Genomic DNA, 15,897 nt, shown 5'->3' on the forward strand with positions numbered 1-15,897 from the left:
ACCATGTCCGAAAGTCACGTCGATGGACCGCTTCAACCGGGCGATCGTGCACCGAACATCGTGCTGGACGCCATCACGCGCGACGGAAAGATCGCGCTTGAAGATTTTCGCGGACAGAGTCCGATATTGATCGGCTTGTTTCGGGGGCTGCATTGCCCGTTCTGCCGCCGTCATATCGCGGCACAGGCACAACTTGGCGCCGCCCTGCACGAGAAAGGCGTCGAAAGTCTCACGGTGGTCAACACGCCGATCGAGCGCGCGCGACTCTATTTCCGTTACCATCCGTTGCCCAATCTGCTCGCCGCGTCCGATCCCGAGCGCAAGTCGCACCGCGCGTTCGGCTTGCCCAATCTCGAGTTTACCGAGAGCGAAACCGAGTGGCCGCACAAGGTCGGCATGGATGTGGTGAGGAACATGCAGGTCGAAATTCCAGGCGAATTGTCCGGACCGATGAATCGACTGGCGGCGTTTGATTACCTCAACAACAAGGACGGTTACGAGATCACGGAAGCCGACAAACGCATGGAAGCAACCGGCTTGGGCCAGTTGTTTGGGCAGTTTCTGCTCGACCGCGAGGGGATTGTGCGCTGGAGCTTTACCGAAGTTCCTGACGGCGGCCAGCGCATGTTCGAGGCGCCGAGCCCTCGGGAGTTGATGTCGGCTGCCTCGCAGGTGGCAGGCTAGGCACCGTTAGCTAACGTGAGGGAGTTCAACCATGTCAGAACGTCATGCCGATGGACCACTTCAACCGGGCGATCGTGCACCGAATATCGTGCTGGACGCCATCACACGAGAGGGAAAGATCGCGCTCGAAGATTTTCGCGGGCATAGTCCGATATTGGTCGGCTTGTTTCGTGGCCTGCACTGCCCGTTCTGCCGGCGTCACATCGCGGCACAGGCACAGCTTGATGCAGCTCTGCGCGATAAGGGCGTCGAAAGCCTCACGGTCGTCAATACGCCGATCGAGCGCGCGCGGCTCTACTTCCGCTATCATCCATTGCCCAATCTGCTCGCCGCGTCCGACCCCGAGCGGGTCTCGCATCGCGCGTTCGGCCTGCCCAACGTCGAGTTCACGGAGAACGAGACCGAGTGGCCGCGCAAGGTGGGCCTGGACGTGGTCATGACCATGCAAGTCGATATGCCCGGCGAATTGCCCGGCCCCATGAACCGACCGGCGGCCTCCGAATACCTCAACAACAAGGACGGTTACGAGATGACCGAAGTTGATCAGCGCATGGCGGCAGCCGGCATGGGCCAACTGTTCGGCCAGTTCCTGCTCGATCGGGAGGGGATCGTGCGCTGGACCTTCACCGAGGTTCCTGACGGCGGCCATCGCATGTTCGGAGCGCCGAGCCCTCAGGAGCTGATGTCGGCTGCCTCGCAGGTAGCAGGCTAAAGCATGATCCGGAAAAGTGTGAAGCGGTTTTCCGAAAAGATCATGCGCAAACAATAACCTAAAGCGCGATGACGATTCATCCTAATCTCATCACGCTTTAGGCACAGGCGTTGTACTCAACGCGCTCCCGCCTTCGGGTGCTTCTCCGCCAGCGCCGCGGCCATTGCCGAGATCAGCGGCCGCATGAAGTAGGAATCTTCGGCCGGCACGATGTCCGGGCGCAGGCCATGTGCGGCGAGCTCGCCCGATACGGCGGGCCCGACCGAGGCAATAAGCGTCCGTTTCAATCCGTCGCGCAGCCTGTCCTCGCTGTCATGCGCCTTGGCGGCTTCGACGAGGCGGCGGACCTGGCCGAGATTGGTGAGCGCGATGGCATCGATCCGCCCCTGTGCCATGTCGTCGATCGCGGTGACGATGTTGGCATCCGCCGCCTTGGGGTCGTAGACGTAAGGCAGCACCGTATCGACCTCGGCGCCTTGCGCCGAGAGTGCGCCGATCAACGCGCTGTGGTCCTTGTCGGGATAGAGCTGCAAGCCGAGCCGGTGGCCCTTCAAATCGATCTTCGATAGCATCTCGATGACGCCCTCGGTGGTCGGCTTCTCCGTGGTCTGCTGCGCCTCCAGCCCAACCTCGCGCAGGGCGCGCCCCGGCTTCGGCCCGCGGGTGAATTTTCGCGGTTTGGCGAGCGCTGCGACAAACGCCTGGTCGATCCCGCGTTCGCGCGCAAGCTTCATCATCCGCCGCAGGCCTTCGCCGGTCATCAGCACGAGATCGTCGAACGGGCTGTCGATATTACGTCGAATCCAGGCCTCGACCGGCGCTGGGTCCGGCGCGTCGTGAATGGCGAACATCGGGCATTGCACGACGTCGGCGCCCTGTTCGGCGAGAAGCTTGGAAAATTGTGCCTCCTCGCGCGTTTCCAGGATCAGGATGCGGTAGCCGTTCAGCCGGTCGGCCATGGTCGAGCCTCGGTTTGGAATTGCAATGTTGCGTTCATCCTGACTCCGGTCTTGGGATTGGCGCAAGGCCAGCTCCGGTGATAGAGCAGGATGCAAAAGCGGCCTGTTCCATATCGTTTGCCCAAACCTTCATCAACGCTCATGCCCGACCATCAATATGTTCTGACGCTCTCCTGTCCGGATCGCCCCGGCATCGTCTCGGCGGTGTCGACCTTCCTCGCCCATAATGGACAGAACATTCTCGACGCCCAGCAGTTCGACGACATCGAGACCAAGAACTTCTTCATGCGGGTGGTGTTCACGGCGGCCGATCTCGCCGTCGAGCTGTCGGCCTTGCAGACCGGTTTCGCCGCGATCGCGGAGCGCTTCGGCATGGCTTGGCAGATGCGCGACCGCGCGGCGCTTCGCCGCGTGATGCTGCTGGTGTCGAAGTCCGACCACTGCCTGGTCGACATCCTCTATCGCTGGCGCACCGGCGAGCTGCCGATGATTCCGACGGCGATCGTCTCCAACCATCCGCGCGAGGCCTATGCCGGGCTCGATTTCGGCGAGATCCCGTTCCATCATCTGCCTATCACCAGGGACACCAAGCGCGAGCAGGAGGCGCAGATCCTCGATCTCGTCGCCAGGACGAAGACCGATCTCGTGGTGCTCGCGCGCTACATGCAGATCCTGTCGGACGATCTCTCAGCAAGTCTGTCGGGACGCTGCATCAACATCCACCACTCGTTCCTGCCGGGCTTCAAGGGCGCAAAGCCCTATCACCAGGCCCATGAGCGCGGTGTCAAGCTGATCGGCGCGACCGCGCATTACGTGACGCGCGACCTCGACGAGGGCCCGATCATCGACCAGGACGTCGAGCGCATCAGCCATCGCGACACGCCCGAGGATCTCGTCCGCAAGGGCCGCGACATCGAACGGCGCGTGCTCGCGCGTGCGATCCGGTACCATCTGGACGACCGCGTCATTCTCAACGGCCGCAAGACCGTGGTGTTCATGGACTAGCGAGTGGCGAATAGCGAACGGAAGGGTACCTTCGCCATTCGCCACTCCCTACTCGCAATTCGCCTTCCCTAACGCACCGCGTTGCCGGAGGTGGAGCCCGTGGCGCCTTTCTGCGCCTGCTCTTCTTTTTCGCGGTCCGCGGCCGGCATCATCCGCTTGCGTTCGCGCTCCTTCATCCAGGCATCGTATTGCGGCGTGCCGGGGCGGGGAGGGGCGTCGGCCGGCAGGCCGCCGGCCCAGTGCGGGACGTAATCACCCATACCGGCGGAAAGCTTCTCGTTGACCGTGCCGCAGCCGGTCAGCCCGGAGGCCAGCAAGGTGATCGCGACGGCGATCGGAAGCGAACGGAAACGCATGGTCATCTTTTCGAAGGCGCCGGCAGCGCATCGGTGGTCTGATGGAGGTTAGGCTTCAACAGGTAAAATTGGCTTATTCGAGAAGGGTATTTCCATACCGAAACTGTGTATCGGCATCCGTCAGCCCATGTTCAAATTGTGCAAATCAAAGGCGGAATGATCCATCCACGCCGCGCCGGGCCTGCTTACAGTCGCCCGGACGCTCGCGACAATTTGGCTTGGCCGGCGAAAAGGATTTTTCGTTGACAGGACCATTTTATTTGTACAAGCGTACAAATCGTCGAAAAGCCAATAACTGGTAATAAAATACCGTGAAATCGGGCCGTGTTGTCCCGCATCGCATCGTCCGGTTGCGCCGAACGTTCGATTGACAACAGGGGCGCGAAAGACGCCATGTGGCCCCCGCCACATGGCGCAGTCTGAGTTATGGTGAGGCAAGAGCCGGGCACTCGGTTCTGGGCGCAAGAGTAGGAAGAAGGGGAGGGACATTTTGATGTTCGGACGTCACAGATTGTCATGGGTCGCCACGCTCGCGGCCGTCGCAGGCCTCGTGGCCGCCATGCCCGCCAGGGCGGAAGATACCGTGAAGGTCGGCCTGATCCTGCCGATGACGGGCGGCCAGGCCTCGACCGGCAAGCAGATCGAGAACGCGATCAAGCTCTACATGCAGCAGAAGGGCGACACCGTTGCCGGCAAGAAGGTCGAGATCATCGTCAAGGACGATGCCGCGATCCCGGACAAGACCAAGACCGCCGCGCAGGAGCTGATCGTCAACGACAAGGTCAATTTCATCGCCGGCTTCGGCGTGACGCCGGCAGCCCTTGCCGCGGCGCCGCTCGCCACCCAGGCCAAGATTCCGGAAGTCGTGATGGCGGCCGGCACCTCGATCATCACCGAGCGCTCGCCCTATATCGTGCGCACCAGCTTCACGTTGGCGCAGTCTTCCACCATCATCGCCGACTGGGCCGTGAAGAACGGCATCAAGAAGGTGGCGACGCTCACCTCCGACTACGCCCCCGGCAATGACGCGCTGAACTTCTTCAAGCAGAATTTCACCGCGGGCGGCGGCGAGGTGGTCGAGGAGGTCAAGACGCCGCTGGCCAACCCGGACTTCGCGCCGTTCCTCCAGCGCATGAAGGACGCCAAGCCCGACGCGATCTTCGTGTTCGTGCCGGCGGGCCAGGGCGGCAACTTCATGAAGCAGTATGCCGAGCGTGGTCTCGACAAGGCCGGCATCAAGGTGATCGGACCAGGCGACGTCACCGACGACGATCTCCTCAACAACATGGGCGATGCCGTGCTCGGCACCGTGACCGCGCATCTCTACTCTGCGGCGCATCCCTCGCAGATGAACAAGGATTTCGTCGCGGCCTACAAGAAGGCCTTCGGTAACCGCCCGGGCTTCATGGCCGTGAGCGGCTATGACGGCATTCACCTGATCTACGAGGCGCTGAAGAAGACGGGTGGCGACACCGACGGCACCAAGCTGATCGAGGCAATGAAGGGCCAGAAGTGGGAGAGCCCGCGCGGCCCGATCTCGATCGATCCCGAGACCCGCGACATCGTGCAAAACATCTACATCCGCAAGGTCGAGAAGGTCGACGGCGAGCTCTACAACGTCGAGTTCGCGACCTTCGAAGCCGTCAAGGATCTCGGCAAGACCAAAAAGTAAGGACGTCTTGTTTGCGTAGTGCGCGCCGCGAACTCGCTGCACCTCTCCCGCTTGCGGGAGAGCGTAGGCCGCCTTCGGTGGCCGTCCTTCAAGAGACGCCGAGGCGAAGCCTCGGCTATCGCAAAGCGCCGGGTGAGGGCTCTCTTCTCATTGGGAGTCTCTCTGTGGAGACACCCTCACCCCACCCCTCTCCCGCAAGCGGGAGAGCGAGCGCAGCTCCACCCTCGGCTACAATTGAGATGACTTCTGCCGCCCGATGACCGCAATCCTCACCAACCTGTTCGATGGCGTTGCCTACGGCATGCTGCTGTTCGTGCTCGCCTGCGGGCTCGCTGTCACGCTCGGCCTGATGAACTTCGTTAATCTAGCCCACGGCGCCTTTGCGATGACCGGCGGCTATATCTGCGCCGTGCTGGTCAACCAGCAGGGCTGGCCGTTCTTCGCCGCGCTGCCGCTCGCCTTCGTCTCCGCGGCTGTGATCGGCATCGCGCTGGAGCGAACGCTCTACCGCCACCTCTATGCGCGCAGCCATCTCGACCAGGTGCTGTTCACGATCGGTCTGACGTTCATGTCGGTTGCGGCCGTCGACTACGTCATGGGATCGTCGCGGGTGTTCATCAATCTGCCGGCCGCGCTCCAGGGCCAGTTCGACCTGTTCGGCGTCGGCATCGGCCGCTACCGGCTGATGATCATCATCATCTGCGGCCTCCTTACTATCGCGCTCCAGCTCGTGCTGGCGAAGACGCGTTTCGGCAGCCGTTTGCGCGCCGCCGTCGACGATCCGCGCGCCGCGAGCGGCCTCGGTATCAACGTGCCGCAGGTGTTCGCCTTCACCTTTGCGTTCGGCTGCGGCCTTGCCGGACTCGGCGGCGCCTTGAGCGCCGAGATCCTCGGGCTTGATCCGTACTTCCCGCTCAAATTCATGATCTACTTCCTGATCGTGGTCACCGTCGGCGGCTCGTCCTCGATTACCGGTCCATTTCTGGCTTCGCTTCTGCTCGGCATCGGTGACGTCGCCGGCAAATACTACGTGCCGAAGATGGGCCCCTTCGTGATCTACACCATGATGATCGTGATCCTGATCTGGCGCCCGAACGGCCTGTTCGGCCGGGCGGCTGCGCGTTGAGTTGAGCCGATGAGCGCTGCATCCGACGTCGGTTATCACGCCCAGCGCCATGCGCGCTGGCACTATGGCGAAGTCGCCTTCTGGCTCATCGTGCTGGCCTGCGGCTTCGTGTTTCCCTCGCGCTATCTGATCATGACCGACATCGTGCGGCTTGCGCTGTTTGCGATGTCGCTCGATCTCATCCTCGGCTATGCCGGTATCGTCTCGCTCGGGCATGCCGCCTTCTTCGGCGTCGGCGCCTATGTCGCGGGGCTGCTTGCGCTGCACGGGATCATCAACGAGCCGGTGATTGCGCTCGTTGTCGCCGGCCTTGCCGCGATGGTGCTGGGGTTTGCCACCAGCTTCCTCGTCATCCGCGGCGTCGACCTGACCCGTCTCATGGTGACGCTCGGCATCGCACTGCTGCTTGAAGCGCTCGCCGAACGCTTCTCCAACATCACCGGCGGCACCGACGGCCTGCAAGGCATCGAGATGCAGCCGATCTTCGGAATGCTGGCCTTCGACATGTTCGGCAAGACCGGGTTCTTCTACTCCCTCGCCGTGCTGTTCCTCTTGTTCCTGCTCGCGCGCCGCATCGTGCATTCGCCGTTCGGCCTGTCGCTGCGCGCCATCAAGAACAATCCGCTGCGGGCCGCCGCCATCGGCATTCCCGTCAACCGCCGCCTGATCGCGATCTATACGCTTGCCGCGTTCTATGCGGGGATTGCGGGCGCGCTGTTCACCCAGACCACCGCGATCGCCTCGCTCGACGTGTTCGCTTTCGAGCGCTCCGCCGACCTGATGCTGGTGCTCGTCATCGGCGGCACCGGCTATCTCTATGGCGGGCTGATCGGCGCGGTTGTGTTCCGCATGCTCCAGGAATGGTTCTCGACCATCACCCCGCAATACTGGCAATTCTGGATCGGCCTCGTGCTGGTCGTGATCGTGCTGGCCGGCCGCCAGCGCCTGCACCGCTGGGTGCTGTTCGTGCCGAACCTCGTGATCAAGCAGATTGCCGGTCGCAAGGCGGTCGTCGCCGTGCCGGAGGGCGATGCATGACCATCGCGCTCGAAACCAAAAATCTCGAAAAGCAGTTCGGCGGTCTGCGCGTGACGCGCGACCTGTCGCTCAGGATCGAGCAGGGCGCGCGCCACGCCTTGATCGGCCCGAACGGCGCCGGCAAGACCACGGTGATCAACCAGCTCACCGGCGTGCTCAAGCCGAACTCCGGGCGCATCCTGCTCGAAGGCCAGGACATCACCGATCTGCCGGTGCACAAGCGCGTGCTGCGCGGCCTGTCGCGCACCTTCCAGATCAACCAGCTCTATCCCGACCTGACGCCGCTCGAAACAATCGGCCTCGCCGTTTCCGAGCGCCTCGGCCATGGCGGCGACTGGTGGCGGCGGATGGGCACCCGTGACGACGTCAATGGCGAGATCGCCGAGTTGCTCAAGCACTTCCATTTGCTCGACGTCATGAACGAGCAGACGGTGACGCTGCCGTACGGCAAGCAGCGCCTGCTCGAGATCGCGGTTGCGATCGCGGCCAAGCCGCGCGTGCTGTTGCTCGATGAACCCGCCGCCGGCGTGCCCGAAAGCGAGCGCCACGACATCCTCGCCGTGGTCGCAGCGCTGCCGCGCGACGTCACCGTGCTCCTGATCGAGCATGACATGGATCTCGTCTTCTCCTTCGCCGACCGCATCTCGGTGCTGGTCTCGGGCGCGCTGCTCACCGAGGGCCCGCCCGACCAGGTCGCGCGCGATCCGCAGGTCAAGGCCGTCTATCTCGGCGAGGAGGCGGTCAATGTCTGACCTGCTCGCAATCGAGGCCCTGCGCGCCGGTTATGGTGAGGCGGTGGTGCTGCCCAACATGTCCTTGCGCCTCGCCGAAGGGCAGGTGCTGGCGCTGCTGGGCCGCAACGGCACCGGCAAGACCACGCTGATCAACTCCATCGTCGGTGTCACCCGACGCTTTTCCGGCTCGGTCGCGCTCGCCGGCACCGACGTCACCTCGCTGCGGCCCGACCAGCGCGCACGCGCCGGCATCGGCTGGGTGCCGCAGGAGCGCAACATCTTCCGCTCGCTCACGGTGGAAGAGAACATGACCGCGGTCGCGCAGCCCGGCCCTTGGACGGTCGAGAGGGTCTACGAGATGTTCCCGCGGCTGAAGGAGCGGCGGAGCAATTTTGGCAACCAGCTCTCGGGCGGCGAGCAGCAGATGCTGGCGATCGGCCGCGCGCTGACCCTCAATCCCAAGGTGCTGCTCTTGGACGAGCCGACCGAGGGTCTTGCGCCCATTATCGTAGAGGAGCTGCTGAAGGCGATCGGGACCATCACCCGGGCCGGCGGCATCTGCTCGATCATCGTCGAGCAGAATGCCCAAAAGATTCTGGGGCTTGCCGACCGCGTTGTGATATTGGAGCGCGGAACGATCGTCCACGACGCCCCGAGCGCCGCGCTGAAGGCCGACCCCTCGGTCCTCGAGCGCCATCTCGGCGTCGCCGGGGCGGCCGCCCATTAGAAATTCGGGAGTGAACCAATGCAGCGAACCAAAGCCCCCTTCCGCGCCGACGAGGTCGGCAGCCTCCTGCGTCCGATCAAGATCAAGGAAGCCCGCGCGAAGCTGGAGAAGGGCGAGATCTCGGCCGATGATCTGCGCAAGATCGAGGACATGGAGATCGAGAAGGTCGTGCACAAGCAGGCCTCGATCGGCTTGAAGCTCGCGACCGACGGCGAATTCCGCCGCTCCTGGTGGCATTTCGACTTCCTGGCGAAGCTCACCGGCTGCGAACTGTTCCACCCCGACACGGGCATCCAGTTCGCGGGCGTCGAGACGCGGCATGACGCGGTGCGGGTGATCGGCAAGCTCGACTTTCCCGACCACCATCCGATGCTCGACCACTTCAAGTTCCTGAAGAAGTACGCCGACCAGGCGCATGTTACTGCAAAGATGACGATCCCCTCGCCGGCGGTGCTGCATTTCCGCGGCGGCCGCAAGGCGATCTCGAAGGACGTCTATCCCGATCTCGACGCGTTCTACGAAGACCTCGGCAAGACCTACCGCAAGGCCGTCAAGGCGTTCTACGACGCCGGCTGCCGCTATCTCCAGTTCGACGACACCGTGTGGGCCTATCTCTGCTCCCAGGACGAATTGAAGAAGGCGCGTGAGCGCGGCGACAATCCGGACGGCCTCCAGCAGATCTATTCGCGCATCATCAACTACGCGCTGGCCGAGAAGCCCGCCGACATGGTGGTGACGACGCATGTCTGCCGCGGCAATTTCCGCTCGACCTGGATCTCCTCGGGCGGCTACGAGCCGGTCGCCGAGACCATGCTCGCCGGCACCAACTACGACGGCTACTTCCTGGAATATGACTCGGACCGCGCCGGCGGCTTCGAGCCGCTGCGCTTCCTGCCCAAGGGCAACAAGGTCGTCGTGGTCGGCGTCATCACCTCGAAGTTCGGCGAGCTCGAGAAGAAGGACGACATCAAGCGCCGTCTCGAAGAAGCCGCCAAGTTCGCGCCGCTGGAGCAGCTCGCGCTCTCCCCGCAGTGCGGCTTCGCCTCGACCGAGGAGGGCAACATCCTCTCCGAGGAAGAGCAGTGGGCCAAGCTCAGCCTCGCGGTCGAGATCGCCAACGAAGTCTGGGGCAAATAAGTCCCTCGAAAATCGTCAGGGGGAGGAGACATGAATCCGAACCCTGATGCCGTCATCGTCGGTGCGGGCCCTGCGGGGCTCGCCTGTGCCGCCACAATGCGCGGGGCGGGCCTCAAGGCCACCGTGCTGGAAAAGACTGCAGAGGTCGGCGCGGTCTGGCGGCGCCACTATGACCGGCTGCATCTGCACACCGACCGCAATCATTCCGGCTTGCCGGGCATGGCGATGCCGTCGAGCTATCCGGCCTATCCGTCGCGCGCCCAGATGGTCGCGTATCTCGAGAACTACGCAGCGCGCTTCGCGATCAATCCCGTGTTCGGTGCCGAGGTTTCGCGTATCAAGCGCGAGGGACCGCAGTGGCGGGTCGAATTTGCAGAGGAGAAGCTCCTCGCACCCATCGTGGTGATCGCGACCGGCATTGCGGATGCGCCTTACCGTCCCGTCTGGCCGGGCATGGACGGCTTTTCCGGCGAGATTCTCCACAGTTGCGACTATCGCAACCCGGCGCCCTATGCAGGGCGTCGCGTGCTCGTAGTCGGCTTCGGCAATTCGGGCGGCGAGATCGCGCTCGATCTCGCCAATGCGGGCGTCGCCGTCGCGCTGGCGGTGCGCGGTCCGGTCCAGATCATTCCGCGCGATCTCCTCGGCTTTCCGATCCTCTCATGGGCGATCCTGTACCGGCGGCTGCCGGCGCGTTTCGTCGATGCGATCAATGCGCCGGTGCTGCGACTTGCGGTCGGCGATTTCGAGAATCTGGGCCTGCAGCGCGCCGCAAAAGGGCCGCGCCGGATGGTCGAGGAGGATGGGCGCGTGCCGCTGATCGACATCGGCACGCTCGCGAAGATCAGGGACGGTGCGATCGCGGTGCGCGGCGGCATCGATCGCTTCGCCGCGGATGGCATCGTGTTCGCGGATGGAACGATCGAAAAGTTCGACGCCGTCATTCTTGCCACGGGCTTCCGTCCGAACCTGCGGGCCTTGATGCCCGACGTTGTTGATGTCCTCGACCGGCACGGCATGCCGCGTGTGACGGGAGCGCCGACCGCTGAAGCGGGTCTTTATTTCTGCGGACAGATCACGGCGCCGACGGGGCAGTTACGCGAGATCGGCATCGAAGCGCAGCACATCGCCGACAATGCGAGGAGATACCTCGCGGAGGCCGCGTAGTCATTTTTCCGCCAGGTAAACTTCGCCCAGCAGCGACGAGTTCGACCACGGCACCTGCTTGTTCTTCGTGCCCGATACCACTTCCGCCCGCACCCGCGTCAGCATCTGCTGCACCTCCAGCCCCGGCGTGCCGATGTGGCGCGACAGCGCTGCAGAGAAGGGGCTGTTGGCACCTTCCCCATCGAGCGCGACTTGCCCTGGGGCCGTCGCGAACGCGATCAGCGTGCCGGCCCCCAGCGTCGCGCCCGCGCCGAGACTGGTCGGCGCCGCAAGACCCGAGGCGCCCTCGATGCCGCGATTGGCGCCGGCGCTCGCCACCTGCGGCGCCATCGGATTGTTGCGACAGGCATCGAAGATCAGGATGTTGGTGCGGACCTGGTCGTCGAGGCCGGCCATGATCGTATCCATGTCGATCATCGCCTCCGTCATGTTGGCGCCTGCCTTCAGCTCGACGTCGATCGGGATGAGATAATTGCGGCCATCGATCTGCACGCCGTGGCCGGCGTAGTAGACCACCGCGACCTGCGCCCGCGCCGCATCGCGCAGGAAGTCGCGCGTCATCTTCTGCATCGCCGCGCGGTCGAGATCGATGCCCTCCGACACCGTGAAGCCGATGTCGCGCAGGCTCTTGGCGACTGCGCGCGCATCGTTGGGCGGATTGGGCAGCGCCTTGACGTGGGCATAGGCGCCGTTGCCGATGATCAGCGCCATGCGCCGGCCCGGACCTGCCGGAGTGGGCGAGGGCGCAGGCGGTGTGCTTGCCTGCTGCTGCGCAGGCTTACTCGTCTGCTGCGCCGTCGAGGTCGGAGCATCGCGAGGCGTCGGCACGGTTGCATCCGATATCAGCGACAGCCGCACCTTCGCGGTCGCCTGATTGGACTTGCTGCCGGCGTCCGAGGCGGTGACGCCGAGCGCGCCCTTGTAGTCCTCCTTGGCGTGCGCGTAGTCGCCCTTGGCCTCATAAGCGAGCCCGCGGAATGTGTAGGCCGAGATCAGCACGCTGTTCGGCGGCGTCATGATGTTGACCGGCGGCTTGTCCTTGGCGAGCCGGATCGCTTCGCTACCGTCGGCGATGGCTCGGTCGAGTTCGCCCTTGGCGCGCCAGATCGTAGTCCGGTGCACCAGCGGCTGCGACAGGCTCGGGTCGATGCGGATGGCCTGGTTGATATCGGCGAGCGCGCCGTCGAGGTCGCCGAGCGCCTCCTTGCAGTTGCCGCGGTTCTGGTAGGAGAAGGCCGATCGCGGGTCGGCCTTGATCGCGGCATCGAAATCCGCGATCGCCTTGGCGTAGTCCTTCTTGCCCTGATAGGCGTTGCCGCGGTTGTGGAAGATGGTCCCGCTCGGCGGCCCGAGCTTCAGCGCATCGTCGAAATCGGCGATCGCGATGTCGTACTCGCCTTTGTCGTAATAGGCCGATCCCCGCAGGTTGTACACGGCCTGGCTCGGCTGCAGCTTCAAGGCCTCGGTCGCATCCGCAATCACCTTGGTGTAGTCGCCCTTCTTGTTCCAGCCGACAGCGCGCCAGAAATAGACGGTGGCGAGTTGTTCGCCCTTGAACACCTTCAGCGCGATGATCTTGTTGCAGGCGTCGATTTGCTGATCGGCCGGCGTGGTGTCGATGGTGCACAGCGGCCCCAGTTGCGCGCGCGACTGCGCGAGGGCGGGCACGGACCACAGGGGTGCGGCGAGCAGGCAGAGCGCGACGAACAGGCGACGCATTGGCGAGGGTTCCGTAGGGAGGAAGAGCTTGTTTGTTGCCCGGCCGTGCCCCGGGGTTCACCGCTCCATCATCGCGACGGCAGCAAAGCGGGGATTTCATCCCTATTCCCTGAGTGGGCAGATTTTGCTAAGACGCAGTTCCAAGTCCTGCTGCCCACCGCTTGCCCACCGATGAAGAACGACGAAATCCTGAGCCAAATCACCGAGTTCTGCCGCAAGGCGAACATGGCGGAATCGACCTTCGGCCGGCGTGCGGTGAACGATGGGAAGCTGGTGCAGCGCTTGCGCGAGGGCAAGCGCATCACCATCGACACCCTGGAGCGGATCCAGGCCTACATGGCCGCATCGATGACCGGCGGCATGCCGCCGCCGCGCGGACTTCAGGTGCCGCCGGAAAAGCGCGATCCGCGCGGCAATTTCCGTTTCTTTGAGAACCGGCAGAAATATCTGCTGTTTGTCCACACCTGTAGCGAAAAGCGGGTGGTCGCAGACAGGGTCGCGCTGGAGCTCGCCACCATTCACCCGCGCCCGCCGGCGCTGCGCGTGTTCGACGCCGGCGTCGGCGACGGCACGGTGCTGGCGCGCGTGCTGCGGTCAATGCATCAGCGCTTTCCGCACATGCCGTTCTACGTCGCCGGCAAGGAGCTCAGCCTCGAAGACGTGCGCCTGACGCTGGAAAAGGTGCCCGACCGCTTGTTCGAGCATCCCGCCTCGGTGTTCGTCTTTACCAACATGTTTTACGCCGAAGCGCCTTGGTTGACGCCAGCGTCACCTGCGGCGGCTGCCGCCACTGTCTGGCACGAAGTTCCGCTCCAGGGCGCTTCATCAGGTGAGTTCGCGACGCAGATCGCGGAGCTGAAGCCGTTCCTGGAGCAGAACTGGCGCGCGGCGATCAGCTCGCGTACGGCGATGCCGTTGTATGAGCGGCCCGTCGTGCTCGTGCTCTACCGCGAGGATCACAGGTTTCTGCTGGATTCGACCATTCCGCGGCCGGGCCAGACCGAGGCCAATTTCGATCTTGTCATTGCATCCCAGCCATACCGAGCACTGTCCTCGGTCAATTTTCGGGCCAAGCGGATCATTGCACCTCTGGCACGGGCGCTGCGGCCAGGCGGCCGCCTGATCGGTATTCACTCTCATGGTCACGATCCCGGCATGGAAATGATCCAGGCGATCTGGCCCGGAGAAAACCCTTTCTCGGTGAGCCGTCATGAGCTATTGCGCGCAGTTAAGTATGAGCTAGGATCGTTGGGCCGAGACCTAAATTTTAATGCTTACGCGGACAACCGTTCGATCTTCAGGTATGATATGGAAGCGCTGCCCAACGAGGTGACGGGGACCATCGGAACCTCGACAGCCTTTGCAGCGTGGAATGCGGCGGTGTATGTCGCTCAGATTGAGGACGACCGATTGACAGAAATGACTCAAAACGGCCGCACTCTGGATGCTGCGAGGGACGTGCTCCGCAAGTACAACGGGCTCTGGTTTTACGACGAATCCTACGTCATCTCGCGCCGGCGTGATTGACATCATCCAAAAGTAAACATCGCAACGACCGCCCAACGGGGCGCGACAAGGGGTTACTGATGCGAGCGTCCTATCTCTTCACCAGCGAGTCCGTGTCTGAGGGCCATCCCGACAAGGTCTGCGACCGGATCTCCGATGAGATCGTCGATCTGTTCTACCGCGAAGGGCCGAAAGCCGGCATTGACCCCTGGCAGATCCGCGCGGCCTGCGAAACGCTTGCGACCACCAACAAGGTCGTGATCGCGGGCGAGACCCGTGGTCCCGCGTCGGTCACCAACGAGCAGATCGAGAGCGTCGTGCGCGGCGCGATCAAGGACATCGGCTACGAGCAGGAGGGTTTTCACTGGAAGACCGCGGATATCGAGATCCTCCTGCATCCGCAGTCGGCCGACATCGCGCAGGGCGTCGATGCGCTGCAGCCGGGCGAGGTCAAGGAAGAGGGCGCAGGCGACCAGGGCATCATGTTCGGCTACGCCACCAACGAGACGCCAGATCTCATGCCGGCGCCGATCTTCTACGCCCACAAGATCCTGCGGCTGATCTCCGAAGCGCGCCATTCCGGCCGCGAGAAGGTCCTGGGTCCGGACTCCAAGAGCCAGGTCACCGTGCAGTACGAGAACGGCAAGCCGGTCGGCGTGCGCGAGATCGTGGTCTCGCACCAGCATCTGGTCGAGGACATCTCGTCCAAGCAGATTCGCGACATCGTCGAACCCTATGTGCGCGAGGCGCTGCCGAAGGACTGGATCAACGGCAAGACCATCTGGCACATCAACCCGACCGGCAAGTTCTACATCGGCGGTCCCGACGGCGACACTGGCCTCACCGGCCGCAAGATCATCGTCGATACCTACGGTGGCGCAGCCCCGCATGGCGGCGGCGCGTTCTCCGGCAAGGATCCGACCAAGGTCGACCGTTCGGCCGCTTACGCCGCTCGCTATCTCGCCAAGAACATCGTGGCCGCGGGCCTTGCCGACCGTTGCACGCTGCAGCTCGCCTACGCCATCGGCGTGGCGCGGCCGCTGTCGATCTACATCGACACGCACGGCACCGGTAAGGTCTCCGAGGACAAGCTCGAGAAGGCGGCGTCCGAAGTGATGGATCTGACGCCGCGCGGCATCCGCAGCCATCTCGACCTCAACCGTCCGATCTACGCGCGCACCTCGTCCTACGGCCATTTCGGCCGTACGCCCGACAATGAAGGCGGCTTCTCCTGGGAGAAGACCGACCTCGTCGAGCCGTTCAAGCGCGCGGTCTGATCAATTCCGTAATTCCGGGGCGCCGCGCCAGCGGCGAACCCGGAATCTCGAACCTCTCGATTCCGGGTTCGCTCGTTT

The 15,897-nt window shown here is 63.7% G+C and carries 15 protein-coding genes; 12 read left to right on the plus strand and 3 right to left on the minus strand.

Going from position 1 to position 15,897, the window contains the following annotated elements:
- Positions 1-3 precede the first annotated feature (3 nt).
- Complete coding sequence (locus QQL28_RS11125) at positions 4-684, plus strand: redoxin domain-containing protein (RefSeq protein ID WP_284264766.1); 681 nt, start codon at positions 4-6, stop codon at positions 682-684.
- A 31-nt stretch (positions 685-715) separates the two neighbouring features.
- Positions 716-1,396 (plus strand): redoxin domain-containing protein, encoded by a 681-nt coding sequence (locus QQL28_RS11130; protein ID WP_284264769.1) that lies wholly within the window; start codon positions 716-718, stop codon positions 1,394-1,396.
- A 116-nt stretch (positions 1,397-1,512) separates the two neighbouring features.
- Here the strand turns inward: QQL28_RS11130 and QQL28_RS11135 are convergent, their stop codons facing one another.
- Complete coding sequence (locus QQL28_RS11135) at positions 1,513-2,355, minus strand: uroporphyrinogen-III synthase (RefSeq protein ID WP_284264771.1); 843 nt, start codon at positions 2,353-2,355, stop codon at positions 1,513-1,515.
- A 141-nt stretch (positions 2,356-2,496) separates the two neighbouring features.
- On the opposite strand from QQL28_RS11135, the gene purU reads away from it, so the two are divergent.
- Positions 2,497-3,360, plus strand: coding sequence for a formyltetrahydrofolate deformylase (gene purU, locus QQL28_RS11140; RefSeq protein WP_284264772.1), 864 nt, complete (start codon positions 2,497-2,499; stop codon positions 3,358-3,360).
- A gap of 68 nt (positions 3,361-3,428) precedes the next feature.
- On the opposite strand, the gene QQL28_RS11145 is transcribed toward purU, so the two are convergent.
- Positions 3,429-3,722, minus strand: coding sequence for a hypothetical protein (locus QQL28_RS11145; RefSeq protein ID WP_284264774.1), 294 nt, complete (start codon positions 3,720-3,722; stop codon positions 3,429-3,431).
- Between the two features lie 487 nt (positions 3,723-4,209).
- Here QQL28_RS11145 and QQL28_RS11150 point away from each other — a divergent pair, with 487 nt between their 5' ends.
- The 7 genes from QQL28_RS11150 to QQL28_RS11180 all read left to right on the plus strand — a co-directional run bounded on the left by QQL28_RS11150 (position 4,210) and on the right by QQL28_RS11180 (position 11,317).
- A complete protein-coding gene (locus QQL28_RS11150) occupies positions 4,210-5,388 on the plus strand; it encodes an ABC transporter substrate-binding protein (RefSeq protein ID WP_284264775.1) in 1,179 nt (392 codons plus the stop codon).
- 256 nt (positions 5,389-5,644) lie between these two features.
- Positions 5,645-6,514, plus strand: coding sequence for a branched-chain amino acid ABC transporter permease (locus QQL28_RS11155; protein ID WP_284264776.1), 870 nt, complete (start codon positions 5,645-5,647; stop codon positions 6,512-6,514).
- A 9-nt stretch (positions 6,515-6,523) separates the two neighbouring features.
- The gene (locus QQL28_RS11160; RefSeq protein ID WP_284264777.1) at positions 6,524-7,552 is read left to right on the plus strand and encodes a branched-chain amino acid ABC transporter permease; all 1,029 of its coding nucleotides are present in this window, start codon (positions 6,524-6,526) and stop codon (positions 7,550-7,552) included.
- The gene (locus QQL28_RS11165) at positions 7,549-8,304 is read left to right on the plus strand and encodes an ABC transporter ATP-binding protein (RefSeq protein ID WP_284264779.1); all 756 of its coding nucleotides are present in this window, start codon (positions 7,549-7,551) and stop codon (positions 8,302-8,304) included. Before QQL28_RS11160 ends, QQL28_RS11165 begins: the two co-directional genes overlap by 4 nt.
- Entirely contained in the window at positions 8,297-9,013 is a 717-nt protein-coding gene (locus tag QQL28_RS11170) for an ABC transporter ATP-binding protein (RefSeq protein ID WP_194403340.1), read from the plus strand. The genes QQL28_RS11165 and QQL28_RS11170 overlap by 8 nt, the downstream gene beginning before the upstream one ends.
- Before the next feature lie 18 nt (positions 9,014-9,031).
- A complete protein-coding gene (locus QQL28_RS11175; protein WP_284264784.1) occupies positions 9,032-10,150 on the plus strand; it encodes a cobalamin-independent methionine synthase II family protein in 1,119 nt (372 codons plus the stop codon).
- Between the two features lie 30 nt (positions 10,151-10,180).
- On the plus strand, positions 10,181-11,317 hold the full coding sequence (locus QQL28_RS11180; RefSeq protein ID WP_284264786.1) for a flavin-containing monooxygenase: 1,137 nt from the start codon (positions 10,181-10,183) through the stop codon (positions 11,315-11,317).
- Here the strand turns inward: QQL28_RS11180 and QQL28_RS11185 are convergent, their stop codons facing one another.
- Positions 11,318-13,036: a caspase family protein gene (locus QQL28_RS11185; protein WP_284264788.1), complete on the minus strand. Its 1,719-nt coding sequence runs from the start codon at positions 13,034-13,036 to the stop codon at positions 11,318-11,320.
- A 171-nt stretch (positions 13,037-13,207) separates the two neighbouring features.
- Between QQL28_RS11185 and QQL28_RS11190 the strand changes: the two genes are divergently transcribed.
- Both QQL28_RS11190 and metK read left to right on the plus strand, forming a co-directional pair.
- Positions 13,208-14,563, plus strand: a complete 1,356-nt coding sequence (locus QQL28_RS11190; protein ID WP_284264984.1) for a hypothetical protein — start codon at positions 13,208-13,210, stop codon at positions 14,561-14,563.
- A 59-nt stretch (positions 14,564-14,622) separates the two neighbouring features.
- Positions 14,623-15,819, plus strand: a complete 1,197-nt coding sequence (metK, locus tag QQL28_RS11195) for a methionine adenosyltransferase (RefSeq protein ID WP_284264789.1) — start codon at positions 14,623-14,625, stop codon at positions 15,817-15,819.
- Positions 15,820-15,897 lie beyond the last annotated feature (78 nt).

Source organism: Bradyrhizobium iriomotense (assembly GCF_030160715.1).
GTDB lineage: Bacteria > Pseudomonadota > Alphaproteobacteria > Rhizobiales > Xanthobacteraceae > Bradyrhizobium > Bradyrhizobium iriomotense.

Excerpts from the sequence above, each read along its gene's own strand:
- QQL28_RS11125 (WP_284264766.1), top strand. The coding sequence starts at position 4 with ATGTCCGAAAGTCACGTCGATGGACCGCTTCAACCGGGCGATCGTGCA.
- QQL28_RS11130 (WP_284264769.1), top strand. The coding sequence starts at position 716 with ATGTCAGAACGTCATGCCGATGGACCACTTCAACCGGGCGATCGTGCA.
- QQL28_RS11135 (WP_284264771.1), bottom strand. The coding sequence starts at position 2,355 with ATGGCCGACCGGCTGAACGGCTACCGCATCCTGATCCTGGAAACGCGC.
- purU (WP_284264772.1), top strand. The coding sequence starts at position 2,497 with ATGCCCGACCATCAATATGTTCTGACGCTCTCCTGTCCGGATCGCCCC.
- QQL28_RS11145 (WP_284264774.1), bottom strand. The coding sequence starts at position 3,722 with ATGACCATGCGTTTCCGTTCGCTTCCGATCGCCGTCGCGATCACCTTG.
- QQL28_RS11150 (WP_284264775.1), top strand. The coding sequence starts at position 4,210 with ATGTTCGGACGTCACAGATTGTCATGGGTCGCCACGCTCGCGGCCGTC.
- QQL28_RS11155 (WP_284264776.1), top strand. The coding sequence starts at position 5,645 with ATGACCGCAATCCTCACCAACCTGTTCGATGGCGTTGCCTACGGCATG.
- QQL28_RS11160 (WP_284264777.1), top strand. The coding sequence starts at position 6,524 with ATGAGCGCTGCATCCGACGTCGGTTATCACGCCCAGCGCCATGCGCGC.
- QQL28_RS11165 (WP_284264779.1), top strand. The coding sequence starts at position 7,549 with ATGACCATCGCGCTCGAAACCAAAAATCTCGAAAAGCAGTTCGGCGGT.
- QQL28_RS11170 (WP_194403340.1), top strand. The coding sequence starts at position 8,297 with ATGTCTGACCTGCTCGCAATCGAGGCCCTGCGCGCCGGTTATGGTGAG.
- QQL28_RS11175 (WP_284264784.1), top strand. The coding sequence starts at position 9,032 with ATGCAGCGAACCAAAGCCCCCTTCCGCGCCGACGAGGTCGGCAGCCTC.
- QQL28_RS11180 (WP_284264786.1), top strand. The coding sequence starts at position 10,181 with ATGAATCCGAACCCTGATGCCGTCATCGTCGGTGCGGGCCCTGCGGGG.
- QQL28_RS11185 (WP_284264788.1), bottom strand. The coding sequence starts at position 13,036 with ATGCGTCGCCTGTTCGTCGCGCTCTGCCTGCTCGCCGCACCCCTGTGG.
- QQL28_RS11190 (WP_284264984.1), top strand. The coding sequence starts at position 13,208 with ATGAAGAACGACGAAATCCTGAGCCAAATCACCGAGTTCTGCCGCAAG.
- metK (WP_284264789.1), top strand. The coding sequence starts at position 14,623 with ATGCGAGCGTCCTATCTCTTCACCAGCGAGTCCGTGTCTGAGGGCCAT.